General features: G+C 73.7%; 12 protein-coding genes and 1 riboswitch. Of the genes, 8 read left to right on the top strand and 4 right to left on the bottom strand.

Annotated features, from left to right (window positions below; all coding sequences use genetic code 11):
• Positions 1–20 precede the first annotated feature (20 nt).
• The 3 genes from OG286_RS08545 (at position 21) to OG286_RS08535 (ending at position 3,991) form a co-directional block, all read left to right on the top strand.
• Complete coding sequence (locus OG286_RS08545) at positions 21–1,292, top strand: ATP-grasp domain-containing protein (protein ID WP_405364972.1); 1,272 nt, start codon at positions 21–23, stop codon at positions 1,290–1,292.
• Positions 1,289–2,503, top strand: coding sequence for an NAD(P)-binding domain-containing protein (locus tag OG286_RS08540; protein ID WP_405364970.1), 1,215 nt, complete (start codon positions 1,289–1,291; stop codon positions 2,501–2,503). Before OG286_RS08545 ends, OG286_RS08540 begins: the two co-directional genes overlap by 4 nt.
• Positions 2,504–2,704: 201 nt before the next feature.
• Positions 2,705–3,991 (top strand): family 16 glycosylhydrolase, encoded by a 1,287-nt coding sequence (locus tag OG286_RS08535; protein ID WP_405364968.1) that lies wholly within the window; start codon positions 2,705–2,707, stop codon positions 3,989–3,991.
• Positions 3,992–4,170: 179 nt separating this feature from the next.
• Here the strand turns inward: OG286_RS08535 and ribA are convergent, their stop codons facing one another.
• Positions 4,171–4,845 (bottom strand): GTP cyclohydrolase II, encoded by a 675-nt coding sequence (gene ribA / locus OG286_RS08530; protein WP_396320043.1) that lies wholly within the window; start codon positions 4,843–4,845, stop codon positions 4,171–4,173.
• 430 nt (positions 4,846–5,275) lie between these two features.
• The gene (locus tag OG286_RS08525; protein WP_405364965.1) at positions 5,276–6,271 is read right to left on the bottom strand and encodes an ArsR/SmtB family transcription factor; all 996 of its coding nucleotides are present in this window, start codon (positions 6,269–6,271) and stop codon (positions 5,276–5,278) included.
• Positions 6,272–6,728: 457 nt separating this feature from the next.
• On the opposite strand from OG286_RS08525, the gene OG286_RS08520 reads away from it, so the two are divergent.
• The 5 genes from OG286_RS08520 to OG286_RS08500 all read left to right on the top strand — a co-directional run bounded on the left by OG286_RS08520 (position 6,729) and on the right by OG286_RS08500 (position 10,753).
• Entirely contained in the window at positions 6,729–7,088 is a 360-nt protein-coding gene (locus OG286_RS08520; protein ID WP_405362470.1) for a hypothetical protein, read from the top strand.
• Positions 7,089–7,422: 334 nt separating this feature from the next.
• Positions 7,423–8,304: a GyrI-like domain-containing protein gene (locus tag OG286_RS08515; protein WP_396320046.1), complete on the top strand. Its 882-nt coding sequence runs from the start codon at positions 7,423–7,425 to the stop codon at positions 8,302–8,304.
• Positions 8,305–8,378: 74 nt separating this feature from the next.
• Positions 8,379–8,882, top strand: coding sequence for a DinB family protein (locus OG286_RS08510; protein ID WP_405364963.1), 504 nt, complete (start codon positions 8,379–8,381; stop codon positions 8,880–8,882).
• A gap of 185 nt (positions 8,883–9,067) precedes the next feature.
• Entirely contained in the window at positions 9,068–9,976 is a 909-nt protein-coding gene (locus tag OG286_RS08505; protein WP_396320047.1) for an NADP-dependent oxidoreductase, read from the top strand.
• A 12-nt stretch (positions 9,977–9,988) separates the two neighbouring features.
• Complete coding sequence (locus OG286_RS08500; RefSeq protein ID WP_396320048.1) at positions 9,989–10,753, top strand: VOC family protein; 765 nt, start codon at positions 9,989–9,991, stop codon at positions 10,751–10,753.
• A gap of 143 nt (positions 10,754–10,896) precedes the next feature.
• On the opposite strand, the gene lnt is transcribed toward OG286_RS08500, so the two are convergent.
• Positions 10,897–12,450: an apolipoprotein N-acyltransferase gene (lnt, locus tag OG286_RS08495; RefSeq protein WP_405364961.1), complete on the bottom strand. Its 1,554-nt coding sequence runs from the start codon at positions 12,448–12,450 to the stop codon at positions 10,897–10,899.
• A 122-nt stretch (positions 12,451–12,572) separates the two neighbouring features.
• Positions 12,573–16,187, bottom strand: a complete 3,615-nt coding sequence (gene cobN / locus OG286_RS08490) for a cobaltochelatase subunit CobN (RefSeq protein WP_405364959.1) — start codon at positions 16,185–16,187, stop codon at positions 12,573–12,575.
• Between the two features lie 108 nt (positions 16,188–16,295).
• A riboswitch (cobalamin riboswitch) is annotated at positions 16,296–16,381 on the bottom strand.
• Positions 16,382–16,473 lie beyond the last annotated feature (92 nt).

The following is a 16,473-nucleotide window of genomic DNA, read 5'->3' as shown; positions in this document are numbered from 1 at the left end:
ATCAAGAGGAGGTGCGACACATGAACCGGGACGATCACACCAACCCGGCCAGGCTGGACCTGGACCGGGATACCGCGGTCCTGCTCGTCAAGGTGGGGAGGTATCCGCTGGCGCACGGCCCCGTCGGCGTCGTGCGGTCGCTGGGCCGCGCCGGGGTGGCCGTCCACGCGATGGTCGAGGACCGGCTGACCCCGACGGCGCTCTCCCGCTACCTGACGCGCGCTTTCGTCCGGCCCACCAACGGGTGCGAGAGCACCGGCCAGCTGCTCTCGGCCGTCCGGGGCGTCGGCCGGGCGATCGGCCGCCGGTGCATCGCCCTGCCCACCGACGACGAGGCCGCCGTCCTGCTCGCCGAGCACGCCGAGGAGCTCGCCCCGTACTTCGTCCTGCCTCCGGTGCCCGCCGGGCTCCCACGGCGACTGGCCAACAAGGCCGCCATGCACGCGATCTGCGAGGAGCACGGCATCCCGGCACCCGTCACCGTCGCCCCGGGCGACCACGACGAGCTGCTGAAGGCCGCCTGGACCTGTGGCTACCCGCTGGTGCTGAAGAACCTGGAGCCGTTCACCCGGCTCAGCCGCCCCGTCGTCCCGAACACCACGATCGTGCACGACGAGCGGGAGCTGCTGGCCAGTTGCCCGCCGGAGGGCCGGTTCTCGGTCCTGGCCCAGGAGTACCTGCCGCCGGAACGCTCCGAGGACTGGATCACGCACCTGTGCTGCGGCCCCGGAGGCGAACCACTCGCCGTCTTCACCGGGCGCAAGCTGCGCTCCTACCCGCCCGCGGGCGGATTCACCACCAGGGCCGTCGCACTGCCCAACCCCGAGCTGGCAGAGCTGGCCACCGGCCTGTGCCGCGCGATCGGTTACGGCGGCATCGCCGATCTGGACTGGCGCCTGGACCTGCGTGACGGACGGTACAAGCTCCTCGACTTCAACCCCCGTACCGGCGCCCAGTTCCGGCTGTTCGAGACCGAGAACGGCCTGGACGTCGTCCGCGCCCTGCACCTGTCCCTCACCGGCCGCCCGGTCCCGCCCGGGCCGCAGCTGAACCGCTTCTACGGGGTCGGGCAGTTGGACGTGCTCTCGGCCGCGGTCACGGTCTGGCGCGAACGGCGGCCGTTGCCCGATCTCCGGCCCCGCCGGTCGACCGAGCGCGCCTGGCTCTGCGGCGACGACCTCGCACCCGCCGCCGCCATGGCGGTCCGCTTCGGCGGCCAGGGGACACGGCGCGTGGCCGATTACGTGTGGCACGGGATCGCCGGGCGTCTCACTCCTGGAGGCTCGACATGATCTCTCCCAGCCCGGTACCCGTCGCGATCGTGGGGGCCGGGCCGTACGGGCTGTCCGTTGCGGCCCACCTGAAGGCAAGGGGCGTGGCCGTGCGTGTCCTCGGCGTGCCGATGGGCAGCTGGCGGGCGCGGATGCCGGCGGGGATGTTCCTGAAGTCCACCCCGCGGGCGTCCTCGATCTCCGACCCCGAGGGCCGCCACGGCCTGAACGACTTCCGCGCAGCCGAAGGCCGTGCGTGGGTGGGCGACCGGTACGCGGTGCCGCTCGACGAGTTCGTCCGCTACGGGGACTGGTTCCAGCAGCGGTGCGTGCCCGAGGTGGAGCGTGCCGCCGTGACCCTGGTCGAGGCGGCGCCGAACGGCTTCCGGCTCTCCCTGGACACCGGGGAGGCGTTCACCGCCCGGACGGTGGTCCTGGCCCACGGCTTCCCGCCCTACGCGAGGATTCCCGCCGAACTGCGGCCGCTGGCCGGGGCCGGCCTCGCCTCGCACACCTCGGAGCACGCGGACCTGGCGAAGTTCGCCGGCCAGCGGGTGGCGGTGATCGGAGCCGGACAGTCGGCGCTGGAGAGCGCCACGCTGATGCACGAGGCGGGCTCCGAACCCGTCCTGGTCGCGAGGACCGCGCACCTGGTCTTCGGCGACCCGCCCGACTCCGACCGGCCGGACGACCGGCCGTGGCCGCAGCGGGTGGCGAAGCCGGCCACGCCGCTGGGGCCGGGCTGGTCGTTCGCCGCGTTCAGCCGGGCCCCCCAGGCCTTCCGGTACCTGCCGGACCGCACCAGGGCCGACCTGGTCCGGACGATACTCGGACCGTCCGGGGCGTGGTGGCTGCGCGAGCGGACGCTCGGCCGGTTCCCGCAGCTCACCGGGCATGAGGTGGTCTCGGCCGAGGAGGTCCGCGGCCGGGCGCGGCTCCGCCTGCGGGGCCCGACCGACACCCTGGAGGCCGACCAGGTCCTGGCGGCCACCGGCTACCGGGTGGACGTCGAGCGGCTCGACCTGCTGGCGCCGGGACTGCGCCGGGCGGTGACCTGCCGGAACGCGGGCGCTCCCCGGCTGTCCCCGGGCTTCGAGTCCTCCGTACCCGGGCTCTACTTCACCGGTCTGTCCGCCGCCGACACCTTCGGGCCGGTGATGCGTTTCGTCTGCGGCACCGGCTTCGCGGCCCGGGCGATCAGCCGGTCGGTCGCCACGGCCGTACGGCGGTGACCGGCCGCCGTACCGGCCCCTGTGCCCCTTATCACAGACGGCCGGTCCAGGCACCTCCAAGGGCCGTCCCACCAGGAGTTTTAGGAATGTGCACGATCGATGCCGCGGTTCCGGCCGCGGCATCGGGCTTGCGTACGGACCGAGTCCTCGTTCAGGCTGCTGCGGGTCCACAGCCGGGGGGGAACGAAAGGTCCTCCACGCATGCCCAAGCATTCGAAGCACCGTCGCAGCACGTTCACCGGCAGACGCCGGATCGCCGTCCTCGCACTCGCGCTCGCCGCCAGCGGGACCGGAGTGGCCGCATGGGCCGCGCCGGCCGCCCCGGCCGAGCCGGTGGTGGTCGACTCGCTGTCGGTCACGCCGGCCGCTCCCGGCGCCGACGCCCCGGTCACCGCCACCGCCAAGCTGCACGCCACCAAGCGGACCTCGGTGCAGGCGCTGACCATCGCCGTGCGCTCGGCCGACGGCGCGAACTACGACTTCGGCGGGGCGGCTCCGGCGACCCTGACCACGGCGCAGCGGACGTTCACGCCGCAGAGCCGGGCCTTCCCGGCGGGCAAGTACACGTACTTCGTGGCGTACAAGATCGACAACCGCTGGCACAACCTGGCCCCGGTCGGTGCCTTCACCTCGGGCACCGCCCCGACTCCGGCGCCGAGCCCGTCCTCGACGCCGACCGCGTCGCCGTCGGCCACCGCGTCGCCGTCGTCGCCGTCCGCCACCGCTTCGCCGTCATCCCCGTCGGCCACCGCGTCGCCGACGTCGCCGTCCGCCACCGCGTCGCCCACCCAGCCGTCCGGTTCCTCGGCCGCTCCGCTCGGCATCCCCGGCAGCTGGCGTCCGGTTTTCGCCGACGAGTTCAACGGCAGCTCGCTCGACAGCTCGAAGTGGAACCCCAACTGGTTCGGCTGCGCCACCTGCACGACGCCTCCGGTGAACGGCGACGAGTCCGCCGCCTACGCCCCGTCCCAGGTGTCCGAGAGCGGCGGGAGCCTGCATCTGACGGCCGCCCAGAAGCCGGCCACGGTGAACGGCAAGAACTACGCGTACACCTCGGGGCTGGTCAACACCAACGGCAAGGCCCAGTTCACCTACGGCGCGTTCGAGTCCCGGATCTACCTGCCCGCGGCCGGTTCGCAGGTCGCGAACTGGCCGGCCTTCTGGACCGACGGCCAGAACTGGCCGGCCGACGGTGAGCTGGACGTGATGGAGGGCCTGAGCGGTCAGGCCTGCTACCACTTCCACTCCCCGTCCGGCGGCCCCGGCGGCTGCGCTTCGGGCAACTACAGCGGCTGGCACACCTTCGGCGCCGACTGGCAGCCGGGCTCGGTGACCTACTACTACGACGGGGTGAAGGTCGGTCAGATCACCAGCGGCATCACCTCCTCGCCGATGTACCTGATCCTCAACAACGCGGTCTACGCCTCGGGCCCGACCGCCACCCCGGCCGACATGCAGGTCGACTACGTACGGGTCTGGCAGCACTGACCCGACCGGTCCGGCACCGTCCGTCCGGCACCGTCCGTCCGGCACCGCAGAGCCACTCCGCGGTGCCGGACGGACGTGTCTGCCCGTCGTGTCCGCCGTCGTGTCCGGCCGACGTGCCGATGTGCCGTGGTCGGTGCCGGGACGGTGGTGTCCGGGTGTGCCGGACGGGCGTCGCCGGCTCAGCCCACGAGCCGGGAGAGCTCGATCGAGTGCCCGGTCCGCTCGACCTTGGCCCGCAGGTAGCGCACGTTGCTGTCGTTCAGGTGCACGCCGGTCGGCACCCGGTGCTCGACGGTGATGCCGAGGGCGGTCAGCTGCGCCGCCTTGTCCGGGTTGTTGCTCAGCAGGTCGATGCCGGTGACGCCGAGGGCGCCGAGCATCTGGGCGGCGGCGGTGTAGTCGCGGCCGTCCTCGGGCAGGCCGAGCGCGGTGTTGGCGTCGTAGGTGTCCAGGCCGGAGTCCTGGAGGGCGTAGGCGTCCAGCTTGTTGTAGAGGCCGATGCCCCGGCCCTCCTGGCGCAGGTAGAGCAGGTAGCCGCCGGCCTCGGCGATCCGCTCGACCGACTCGCGCAGCTGCGGGCCGCAGTCGCACCGGTCCGAGCCGAAGACGTCGCCGGTCAGGCACTCCGAGTGCAGCCGCACCAGCGGCGTCCCGCCGTCGGCGGTCCCCCCGTTCGTGGTCCGGCTCTGCGCGGTGCTGCCGAAGGCGAGCACCAGGTGTTCGGCGCCGTCGGCCAGGCCGTGGAAGGTGAAGACCTCGGCCTCGGCGCGGTAGCCGTCCGGGAAGGTCAGCGGGATGCGCACCCGGGAGCGCACCGTGGCGGTGCCGGGCTGCGGCGTGACGTGCTGCGGCATGGACGGGGCCTCCGTGGGCGTGTGGTGGTCGGTTCCTGACCGTACTAGGTCGTTCCAATTTGAACAACTGGCTTTCGGGTGGCCGCGGCGTTGGCAGTGGCGGTGGAGCTGCGACGGCGGCACCGTGGCGGCGGAGGCTCGCAACACCACGGAATGCGCGGGTGTTCCCGCCCGGCCCATCCGTCTCACGGTGTGGGCGGTGTGGGCGGTGCGGCGATGCGGGCCGCGGGGCGCACGGCGGCGCGGGCGTACGGCCCACGGCTGCCGGCCGGCCCCGGGTCGGGGAGCGCGGCGCCGCGTCCACCTCCGCCCGGGACCGGCGTCAGGGCGCGGGCGGGGAGTCCGCGCCGACGGTGTGGTCGTTGCTCCGGCGGCGGAGTTCAGGGGTGATCTCACGGATGCGAAGTGCCACTGCCCCACCACTGTGGTGTCAGCGGGGGCGGGGGACGGCCAGTAGGTCCGTGGCGCGAGGGGTCTGCTGGTACAGGACGTGTTGTCCGGTGCGGGTGCGGGTGATCAGTCCGGTGCGGTGCAGGATGCCGAGGTGGTAGGAGACCGTGCTGGTGGCGAGGAAGTGACGTTCGCTCAGCTCCGCGGTGGTGCGGGGGGTGTGCAGGTCGGACAGCAGGCGTGCCCGGGTCACCCCGAGCAGGGCGTGGACCGTCGGCCCGGTGCGGGTCTCCGGCCCGGGCCGGCAGGGGTAGGCGAACATCGGCTGCCGCGTGGCGGGTCCCGGTATCGAGTCGATGACCACACGTAAGTCTGTGGTGAAAAGCGAGGGAGTCAGAACCAGCCCGGTGCTGCCGGAGGTCCGGCCTCGGAAGCGGCTGACCAGACTCAGTTGATCGTCGCTCCAGAGCACTCTGGGGTGCAGGGTGGCCAGCATGCCGGACAGGCCGTGGCGGGCGATCGTCTGCGCCCGGTGGCCGATGTCCACCTCCATGCGCGTACGCAGGGCCGACCACTGCGGGGCGACGGCCCACTCCCACAGCTGGTGCAGCTCGGCCGCCACCCGCCCGGCGAAGTCCTGCTCGCCCCGCTCCAGGGCGTCGCGCAGGACCACGGGAACCACCCGGCCCGCCAGGCGCTCCTCGCTGACACCCTGGGCCATGACCTGCAGCTCCCAGCGCAGACGGGCGGAATCCGTGGTTGCGACCGTGTGCAGCTCCTCCTGCAGTCCGGTCGCCGGGGTCTGAGGCTGCGGTGTCAGGAAGTCCGGCACGTAGTCCCACGACCCGCTGAACAGCGAGCCCAGCAGAACGAGCTTCCGGTCGCGGACTGTCTCCTGGATCCTGCCCCGCCAACCGCCGCCGCCCGGCCGCTTGTTGTCACGCAGGAGGCGGAGCGCGCCGATCGCGGTGCTGAGCGGCGAGATCGCGAACCGGGTGTTCGCGAGGACGGTGCGGTCCATGTCGAGGTAGAGCACGGCACCCCCCGAAGTGAGCTGCCGGCCGCCCGAGCGTCCGGCGTCATGAGTGTTCGAACCTGATCGAACCACTCGAGGGCCAGACCCGTCATCCGGTTCTCTTCATTCGGGAACGGACGGCACGACGCCGATCGCGTCGACCGTCCTCCCTCCCACCGGTCGTCAGGGATGGGCGCACACCCGGATCTGCACGGATGGGGATGGATGCTCCGCGGCGAGCGCCCGGAGCCGTTCGAAGGGGAACGGCGATTGACTTCGCTCAAGCGTGCTGCGGTGTCCAACGGCAACGCCTGACACCTCCGGGGGTTCACTCACGACGCCCCCGGTCCCCGAAGAGTGATCTCGACTCCAAGAGCCCCCGAGCCGGTGTGCGGACTTGCCCGGGAAACGGGCATCCCGTAGGGCTCGAGGGCACAGCGGGTCGAGGCAATCAGCCACCGAACACCAGGAGACACTGATGATCAGGAAGCGCACCGCCGTCCGCCTCGCCGCTGTCGCCGCCGTCGCCACGGTCGGCTTGGGCCTCAGCGCCGGGATGGCGTCAGCCGATACCACCTTCACGGCCAACGTGCCCGGTTGTGCCGGGGGCATGCAGGTCAGGTTCTACAGCGGGCACGACCACGTGCAGGGCTACGTGACCTCCACCATGGGCGATGCCTGCAAGGTGGTCCTCTCGCAGTCGAACGGCGGAGGGGCCAGCGCCTGGACCAGCAGCGGCACGGTCAGGACCCAAGAACTCCTGGACGCCGGAATCACCTCGTACGTCGTCGTGTGCAACCTGGACCTCGGCCGGTGCGCCACCAGCGCCTCGTACTGACAGCCGTCGCCGGTTCCGTCATGGTCCGGTCCCCCGGGGCGGGACCATGACGGAACCGTGACGCACCCCGCGCGGTGTTCATCCGGGTTCTCCCGCCCGTCCGGCCCCGCGCTGCGGGTGGCCGGCCCGCCGGCCCCGCAGCCGCATCGGACGGTAGGTCACTTCGCCGCTCCCGCCGGCCGCCGCCGTGCGGTGGCTCACTGGCTTGCGGGAGAACGAGCTGAGTCTCCCCGCAGGCCCTGCCGTACCCGACCGGAGCGGGCACAGGATGTCGGGTGCGGCAGGGTGGGTCCTTCCTACGGTGGTGATCAGTAAGAGGAAGGACGGGGCCGGGATGCTGGAACACCTGAACCGGGCGATGGAGCGGATCGAGGGGCACATCGAGGAGCGCCCGGGTGCGTCCGTCGACGTGGCCGAGCTGGCGCGGATCGCGATGACGTCGGAGTACCACTTCCGGCGGATGTTCTCCGCGCTGGCCGGGTTGCCGCTGTCGGAGTACGTGCGGCGCCGGCGGCTCACCCTGGCCGGGGCCGAAGTGCTCTCCGGGGAACGGACGCTGCTCGACGTGGCGGTCCGGTACGGCTACACCTCGGGGGAGGCGTTCGCCCGGGCGTTCCGGGCGATGCACGGCGTCGGGCCGGGGGAGGCCCGGCGCGAGGGTGCGGCGCTGCAGTCCCAGCCCCGGATGTCCTTCCGACTCGTCATCGAAGGGAACAGCAGCATGGAATACCGCATCGTGGAGAAGCCCGACTTCCGGCTGGTCGGCCGGCGGGCCAGGGTCCCGCTGGTCCACGAGGGGGTGAACCCGGCCATCGCCGAATTCATCAAGGGGATCGGCCGGGACACCATCGACCGGATCTCCGCCCTCTCGGGCCAGGAGCCGGACGGCATCCTCTCGGTCACCGAGTTCTTCTCGGACAGCCGGGAGGAGGGGGTCGAGCTCGACTACTACCACGCGGTGGTGGCGGGTACGGACACGGTCGTCCCGGACGACCTGGACGTGCGCGAGGTGCCGGCCGGCACCTGGGCCGTCTTCTCCAACACCGGGACCTTCCCGGAGGCCCTCCAGGAGATGTGGCGGGACGTCTACACCCAGTGGTTCCCCTCCAATCCGTACGAGACCCGTCCCGGCCCGGAGATCCTGCGCACCCGCTTCCTGCCGGGGGGCGAGGCCGAGGCGCAGCTCTGGATCCAGGTGGAGCGGGCTGTGCGGTGAACCAGCCTGGGCCGGTAGGGAGTTGGCCGCTTCGGCAGCCCCCCGCCGGCCCGGTGGCCTGTTAGGGTCCGCGCATGATGAAGCGCGTGCCCTACCAAGGGGCTGAGAAGGAAAGCCTGTTCGTGGCTCTCGACCGGCACCGCGACGCGGTGCTGTGGAAGCTCGAAGGTCTCGACGACGAGCAGCTCCGGCGGCCGATGACCCCGTCCGGGACGACCCTGCTGGGGCTGGTGAAGCACTTAGGGGGCGCCGAACTCGGCTGGTTCTGCGAGGCGTTCGGCCGTGAGACCGGTCCGCTGCCCTTCGATCTGGACGAGGATGCGGAGTCCGACATGCGGATCCGGCCGGACGAGTCCACCGCCGACGTCCTCACCTTCTACGCCCGCGCCCGCGGCGCCGCCGACCAGGTGGTGGAGGAGCTGGAGCTGGACGACCTCGGCCGCGCCTGGTTCGGCGACGAGGTGTCGCTGCGCTGGGTCCTCATCCACATGGCCACCGAAACCGCCCGCCACGCCGGACACATGGACATCCTCCGCGAACTGCTCGACGGCCGGGCGGGCGACCACAGTCGGGGGTGAGGAGTGACGGCCGGCGCCTGACAGATGACAGCTGATGAAATCTGTCAGCCGTCGGCCGTCATCCACCCGCCGCCACCCGCCGCCGCTCGCCACCCGCCCGTTCGGCGCAGCAGCCGGGGCCGCGGCCCCGGCCGGACCGCATGCTGGGGCGGGGGGAGGGGGTCCTACCGAGGAGTGGATCGAGGATGGCCAATGCGTTCGGGTTCGTCGGGTACGGCGGGCCGGAGAATCAGGAGTTCCTGGACCGGCCGGTGCTGGAGCCGGGCCCGGGGCAGCTGGGGATCACGGTACGGGCGGCCGGGGTGAACCCGGTGGACTGGAAAGTCCGGCGCGGGTGGCTCGGCAAGGACCGCGAGCTGCCGGCCGTCATGGGGCAGGAGGCCGCGGGGGTGGTCGAGCGGATCGGGCCGGGCGTCACGGGCTTCACACCGGGGGACGAGGTGTTCGGGGTCGCCGCGGCCGGGGCGTTCGCCGAGCAGACGCTGCTGCTGGCGGCGATGAGCGCGGTCAAGCCCAAGGGGCTCGGCTTTGCCGAGGCCGCGACGCTGCCGGTGGCCGCGGCGACGGCCGACGACGGGGTCCGGGACGTCGGGGTGGGCTCCGGCCGGACACTGCTGATCCTCGGCATCGCCGGCGGCGTGGGCAGCGCGGCCGCGCAGATCGCCCGCAGCCGGGGGATCCGGGTGGTCGGCACGGCGAGCGACGCCAACCGCGGCTACGTGGAGTCGCTGGGCGCGGTGCAGGTGCGCTACGGCGACGGGGTGGCCGAGCGGATCAGGGCAGCCGTGCCGGACGGGGTGGACGGCATTCTCGACCTGGTCGGCGGGGACGACGTGCGGGCCGCGGCCGAGACGCTGGCCGACCGGTCGAAGCTGGTCTCGACCGTCGACCCGGCCACCGCGGCGGAGCTGGGAGGCCGCTTCATCACCCGCTCCACCACCCCGGCGACGCTCGCCGCGCTGGCCGACCTCGTGGCCGCCGGCGAACTGGACGTGCACATCACCGCCCGCCACCCGCTGGCCCACGCCGCGGAGGCGCTGGCGCTGGTCGAGTCGGGGCACGCGCGCGGCAAACTGATCCTCGAAATCGGCTGAGAGCAGGGCGAGATGAAGCAGAACAAGGTGACCACCGGCGGGCCCTGCTGGGTGGAGCACGGCAGCGCGGACCCGGAGGCGGCCAAGCGGTTCTACGGCGAACTGTTCGGCTGGCAGCCGGAGCGCGACGACCGGCCGGAGGCCGGCGGTTATACCTTCATGAAGCTGGACGGCGCGGTCGCCGCCTCCATCACCCCGCTCTACGGGGAGGGCCAGCCGACGGCCTGGAGCGTCTCCTTCGCCGTCGAGGACGCCGACGCCGCCACGGCCAGGATCACCGCGGCGGGCGGGAGCATCGTCGTCGCACCGATGGAGGCGCTGGACTTCGGACGGTTCGTGATCGCGGCGGACCCGTCCGGCGCGGTGTTCGGGCTCTGGCAGGCACGCCGGCTGACCGGTGCCGAGGTGCTCAACGAGCCCGGCGCGCTCGGCTGGGTGGAGCTGCTGACCCGGGACCCGGAGGGCGCCCGGGCGTTCTACCCGGCGGTGTTCGGCTGGACGGTCCACCCGTCCGAGCGGTACACCCAGTGGGGCCTGGCCGGGGAGGACTTCGGCGGCATGCTGACGATGGACGACCGCTTCCCGCCGCAGGTGCCGCCGCACTGGCTGCCGTACTTCGCGGTCGCGGACGTGGACGTGAGCGCGTTCCGGGCCGGGAACCTCGGCGCGGACGTCCTGATGGCGCCGACCACCGTGCCGGACGGCCCGCGGATCGCGGTGCTGCGCGACCCGCTGGGAGCGGCGTTCGGTGTCTACCTGGCCGGCGAGGACGGTTGACCGGCTTCACCCGGTACCGAGCGGTTTCGCCCGGCGAGGAGGGCTGAGCTGCTTTGCCCGGCACCGAGTGCCGAGCGACCGGCCCGGCGAGGACGGCTGACCGCCCGGCCCGGCGGGCCGGCCCGCCGCGCCGGGCCGCCGGGTCAGCCGGTCCGCCTGCGCCACAGCACGACGGTCGCCGCACCCGCCGTGACCATCAGGGCCGCCGTCGGCACCACGTCGCCGACCCGGTCGTACCAGGTCAGCTCGGTCGGCCCGGTCAGCGGCAGCCGGACCGTCAGAGCGCCGGTGCGGTCGGTGCCGAGCCGGGCCAGTTCGCGGCCCTGCGCGTCGAAGGCGGCGGAGACCCCGGTGAGCGAGGCCTGGACGGCCGGGCGGCCGGTCTCGGCGGCCCGGATCGCGGCCAGCGAGACGTGCTGCTCAGGCGCCCAGGTGCGCTGGAACGTCGAGGTCGAGGACTGGTAGACCAGCACCCGGGCGCCGTCCCGGGCCGCCGTCCGGGACATGTCGGGGAAGGCCGACTCGAAGCAGATCAGCGCCCCGACCGGCAGCGGCGCGCCGCCGCGGTCGGTGGCCGGGAGGACGTGGAACGCCGTCCCCGGCGCCCGGTTCTCGCCTGCGGCCCGGCTGACGCCCGCGATCCAGCCGAGCAGCGGGCGCAGCGGGATGTACTCGCCGAACGGCACCAGCCGGATCTTGCGGTAGCGGTCGACGGTGCCGGCCGGCGAGACCAGCACCGCGTCCTTGGAGATCCGCCCGTCCGCCTTGCGGGCGTCCTCGCCGGCCAGGATCTCGGCGCCGGCGGCCGCGGCGAGCCGACGCAGCCGGTCCAGCGCCGCCGGGTCGCGGTCGAGGTCGGCGGTGGTGCTGGACTCGCCCCAGACGACCAGGTCCACCGGCCGCCCGTCGAGCGCGGTGGTGGCGGCGGCACTGGCCTCGAACCGGGCCTGCGGGTCCTCGACGATGCCGGGCTGGACCAGTGCGACGGTCAGTGCCCCGTCCCGGGCGGGTGCGGCGCGCAGCGAGAACAGCACGGGACCGGCCGCCAGCACCAGTACGGCGGCCAGCGCCGCCACGGCGCGCGGGCGCCGGCCGGTGGCGGTCAGCATGATCAGCACCCCGGTGTTGACGGCCACCACGGCGGCGCTGACCAGCCAGATCCCCCCGGCCGAGGCCAGCGCCAGGACGGCCGGGTGCTGCCACTGGGTCGCGCCGAGCAGCGCCCACGGCCCGCCGAGGGCGTGCCAGGAGCGCGCGTACTCGGTGGTCAGCCAGACCGAGGGGACGACGACCAGGGCGAGCAGGGCCCGCCGCGCGGTCAGTGGCGGGTGCAGCAGCCGCCACACGGCATACCCCACCCCCGCCTGCAGCGCCCCGAACAGCACCGCGAGCACCGGCAGGGCCGGCCCGACGGAGGGGATCAGCCAGTACATCGCGGTGAGGATGAACCCCGCGCCGAACCACCACCCCCGCACCGCCGCCTCGCGCGCCCCGGGTGCCCGCTGCATCACCAGCAACCCGGGCACCAGCGCCACCCAGGCGAGTGACGCCAGCCCGGGCGCGGGGAAGGCGAGTACCGGCGCCGCCCCGGCCGCCAGCGCCCCCACCCGGGCGCGGTAGCGGTGGCCGGGAAGGCCACGGTCCCGGGCAGCGGACGCCCCCAGGGCGGGAGGGGTGAGCGTGAGGCGGCGCGACATGCCCCGTATTGTCCGCTCGGGAGGCCGCTGCTGCCAGGGTTCGGCACGCGATGTTGACGCCGGTGACGCGCGCGGCCGCCGCCCCCCCGGGGCCGGGGGGCGGCGGCCGCAGCGGACGGGTGTCAGCCCTCGTCGCCCTCGAGGTCGCCCTCGGTCTCCAGGAAGGCGGCCTGGAGCTGCTCGATCAGCTCCGGGTCGGGCTGCTCCCAGAGGCCGCGGCTCGCCGCCTCCAGCAGGCGCTCGCTGATGCCGTGCAGGGCCCAGGGGTTGGCGCCGGCCAGGAACTCGCGGTTGACCGGGTCGAGGACGTACTCCTGGGTGAGCTTCTCGTACATCCAGTCGGCTACGACCCCGGTGGTGGCGTCGTAGCCGAAGAGGTAGTCGACGGTCGCCGCCATCTCGAAGGCGCCCTTGTAGCCGTGGCGGCGCATCGCCTCGATCCAGCGCGGGTTGACCACGCGGGCGCGGAAGACGCGGGCCGCCTCCTCGGTGAGGGTGCGGGTGCGGACCGTCTCCGGGCGGGTCGAGTCGCCGATGTAGGCGGTCGGGGCCTTGCCGGTGAGGGCGCGGACGGTGGCGACCATGCCGCCGTGGTACTGGAAGTAGTCGTCCGAGTCGGCGATGTCGTGCTCGCGGGTGTCGGTGTTCTTCGCGGCGACGGTGATCCGCTTGTACGCGGTCTCCATCTCCTCGCGGGCCGGCCGCCCGTCGAGGCCGCGCCCGTACGCGTAGCCGCCCCAGACGGTGTACACCTCGGCGAGGTCGGCGTCGGTGCGCCAGTCGCGGCTGTCGATCAGCTGGAGCAGGCCGGCGCCGTACGTGCCCGGGCGGGAGCCGAAGACGCGGACGGTGGCCTTGCGCTCGTCGCCGTGGACGGCCAGGTCGGCCTGGACGTGGGCGCGGACGTGGTTGTGCTCGGCGGGCTCCTCCTGGGCGGCGGCCAGGCGCACCGCGTCGTCCAGCAGGGCGACCACGTGGGGGAAGGCGTCCCGGAAGAAGCCGGAGATGCGCAGGGTGACGTCGATGCGCGGGCGGCCCAGCTCCTCGAGGGAGATCGGCTCCAGGCCGGTGACCCGGCGCGAGGCGTCGTCCCAGACCGGGCGGACGCCGAGCAGGGCGAAGGCCTCGGCGATGTCGTCGCCGGCGGTGCGCATCGCGCTGGTGCCCCAGAGCGACAGGCCGACCGAGGGCGGGAAGGCGCCGTCGTTGTCGGCCGTGTAGCGCTCGACCAGCGAGGCGGCGAGCGCCTGGCCGGTCTCCCAGGCGAGCTTGCTGGGCACGGCCTTCGGGTCGACGGAGTAGAAGTTGCGGCCGGTCGGCAGCACGTTGACCAGGCCGCGAAGCGGCGAGCCGGACGGCCCGGCGGGGACGAAGCCGCCCTGGAGGGCGTGCAGCACCGCGTCCAGCTCGTCGGTGGTGGCGGCCAGGCGCGGGACGACCTGGGTCGCGGCGAAGGCGAGCACCTCGTGGACGGCCTCCGGCAGCCCGGCGGCGACCTTCTCGACCGCCCCGGCCGCCCAGTCCTCGGCCTCCATCGCCTCGACCAGGGCGCGCGCCTGCGCCTCGGCGGCGTCGGTGGCGCCCAGGGACAGCGCGGCCTCGTCCAGGCCGAGCGCCTCGCGCAGGCCGGGCAGGGCGCTGACGCCGCCCCAGATCTGCCGGGCGCGCAGGATGGCCAGCACGATGTTGACCCGGTCGGTGCCGGCCGGCGCCTGGCCGAGGACGTGCAGGCCGTCGCGGATCTGCGCGTCCTTGATCTCGCAGAGCCAGCCGTCGACGTGCAGCAGGAAGTCGTCGAAGCCGTCGTCCTCGGGGCGCTCGTCCAGGCCGAGGTCGTGGTCCAGCTTGGCGGCCTGGATCAGCGTCCAGATCTGGGCGCGGATCGCGGGCAGCTTGGCCGGGTCCATCGCGGCGATGTTGGAGTGCTCGTCCAGCAGCTGCTCCAGGCGCGCGATGTCGCCGTAGGAGTCGGCGCGGGCCATCGGCGGCACCAGGTGGTCGACCAGGGTGGCGTGGGCGCGGCGCTTGGCCTGGGTGCCCTCGCCCGGGTCGTTGACCAGGAACGGGTAGACCAGCGGCAGGTCCCCGAGGACGGCGTCCGGGCCGCACTCGGCGGAGAGCGCGGCGGTCTTGCCGGGCAGCCACTCCAGGTTGCCGTGCTTGCCGAGGTGGATCACCGCGTCGGCGCCGAAGCCGCCGTCGGCCTGCGCGGCCGCGATCCAGCGGTAGGCGGCCAGGTAGTGGTGGGAGGGCGGGAGGTCGGGGTCGTGGTAGATCGCGACCGGGTTCTCGCCGAAGCCGCGCGGCGGCTGGATGAGGACGAGCAGGTTCCCGGAGCGGATCGCGGCCAGCACGATGTCGCCGTCCGGGTTCTGCGAACGGTCGACGTACAGCTCGCCGGGGGCCGGGCCCCAGTGCTCCTCGACGTGCGTGCGCAGCGCCTCGGGCAGCGTGGCGTACCAGCGGCGGTAGTCGGCGGCGGGGATGCGGACCGGGTTGCGGGCCAGCTGGTCCTCGGTGAGCCAGTCCTGGTCGTAGCCGCCGGCCGCGATCAGCGCGTGGATGAGCGCGTCGCCCTCGTGCTGGTCCTCCGCCACGGTGTCCAGGCCGGGCAGGTCGGTGCCGAGGTCCATGCCCTCGGCGCGCAGGCGCTCCAGCAGGCGCATGGCGCTGGCCGGGGTGTCCAGGCCGACGGCGTTGCCGACCCGGGCGTGCTTGGTCGGGTACGCGGAGAGGACGAGCGCGAGCCGGCGCTCGGCGGCCGGGATGTGCCGCAGCCGGGCGTGCCGGACGGCGGTGCCGGCCACCCGGGCGGCGCGCTCGGGGTCGGCGGCGTAGACGGTGAGGCCGTCCTCGTCCAGCTCCTTGAAGGAGAACGGGACGGAGATCAGCCGGCCGTCGAACTCGGGGACGGCGATCTGGGTGGCGGTGTCCAGCGGGGAGAGGCCGTCGTCGCTGGCCTCCCACTGGGCGCGCGACCAGGTCAGGCAGAGGGCCTGAAGGATCGGCCGGTCCAGGGCGGCGAGCGCGCCCGCGTCCCAGGCCTCCTCGTCGCCGCCGGCCTGCGCGTCGGCCGGGCGGGTGCCGCCGGCGGCGAGCACGGTGGTGACGATCGCGTCGGCCTCGCCGAGCGCGGCCAGCAGGTCGGCCTCGGCACCGCGCAGCGAGGCGCAGTAGTAGGCCCGGGCCTGCGCGCCCTGGTCCTCGATCGCCCGGCAGAGCGTCTCGACGAAGGCGGTGTTCCCGCTCATGTGGTGGGCGCGGTAGTACAGCACGGCGACGGTCGGGCCGTCGGTCGTACGGGCCTCGCGGACCAGCGGGCCCCAGGCGGGGGCGGAGGCCGGCGGGGCGAAGCCGTGGCCGGTGAGAAGCACGGTGTCGGAGAGGAAGGCGCCCAGCTCGGCCAGGTTGGCCGCGCCGCCGTGGGCGAGGTAGGCGTGCGCCTCGGCGGCGATGCCGGCGGGCACGGTGGACAGCTCCATCAGCTGGGCGTCGGGCGCCTGCTCGCCGGTCAGCACGATCACCGGGCGGGGGCCGGCCAGCAGCGCGTCCAGGCCCTCCTGCCAGGCACGGCGCCCGCCGAGCAGGCGGACCACCACCAGGTCGGTGCCCTCCACCAGGGCGGGCAGTTCCCCGGGCGAGAGCCGGGCCGGGTTGCCGAGGCGGTAGCGGACCGGCCCCTCGGAGGCACGGGCACTGAGCAGGTCGGTGTCGGACGTCGACAGCAGCAGAATCATGCGAAGGCCCTCCCGGCCTCGATGGCGGGCATGGGCACAGGCGTGCGGCGGCGCATGGCTTTCAAGCCTTCCTCGGGGTCCGCGCCCCGGGCCGGTGGAGAACGGCAGGAGTTCCTGGCTCCCACGGCCTCCCGGAACTCCGGTGAACCGTGGTCACAGTGGCGGGACCGCACCGGGCTTGCACCGGTTTCCTCCCCTGCGCCGTCGCTGGCGTGTGGGCGGCCCGCGGGGGCCGCCCGGCAGCATCGTACGGGGTGCGGCTGACCTGGGGGAGTGCGTCCGAACG

Source organism: Kitasatospora sp. NBC_00039 (assembly GCF_045160625.1).
Classification (GTDB): domain Bacteria; phylum Actinomycetota; class Actinomycetes; order Streptomycetales; family Streptomycetaceae; genus Kitasatospora.
The sequence above is the reverse complement of the archived record's forward strand: the minus strand, read 5'-3'. Positions and strand labels throughout refer to the sequence as shown.

Coding starts and splice junctions, on each gene's coding strand:
- OG286_RS08515 (WP_396320046.1), top strand. CDS start 7,423: ATGCTGGAACACCTGAACCGGGCGATGGAGCGGATCGAGGGGCACATC.
- OG286_RS08540 (WP_405364970.1), top strand. CDS start 1,289: ATGATCTCTCCCAGCCCGGTACCCGTCGCGATCGTGGGGGCCGGGCCG.
- OG286_RS08545 (WP_405364972.1), top strand. CDS start 21: ATGAACCGGGACGATCACACCAACCCGGCCAGGCTGGACCTGGACCGG.
- OG286_RS08520 (WP_405362470.1), top strand. CDS start 6,729: ATGATCAGGAAGCGCACCGCCGTCCGCCTCGCCGCTGTCGCCGCCGTC.
- OG286_RS08535 (WP_405364968.1), top strand. CDS start 2,705: ATGCCCAAGCATTCGAAGCACCGTCGCAGCACGTTCACCGGCAGACGC.
- OG286_RS08510 (WP_405364963.1), top strand. CDS start 8,379: ATGATGAAGCGCGTGCCCTACCAAGGGGCTGAGAAGGAAAGCCTGTTC.
- ribA (WP_396320043.1), bottom strand. CDS start 4,845: ATGCCGCAGCACGTCACGCCGCAGCCCGGCACCGCCACGGTGCGCTCC.
- cobN (WP_405364959.1), bottom strand. CDS start 16,187: ATGATTCTGCTGCTGTCGACGTCCGACACCGACCTGCTCAGTGCCCGT.
- OG286_RS08500 (WP_396320048.1), top strand. CDS start 9,989: ATGAAGCAGAACAAGGTGACCACCGGCGGGCCCTGCTGGGTGGAGCAC.
- lnt (WP_405364961.1), bottom strand. CDS start 12,450: ATGTCGCGCCGCCTCACGCTCACCCCTCCCGCCCTGGGGGCGTCCGCT.
- OG286_RS08505 (WP_396320047.1), top strand. CDS start 9,068: ATGGCCAATGCGTTCGGGTTCGTCGGGTACGGCGGGCCGGAGAATCAG.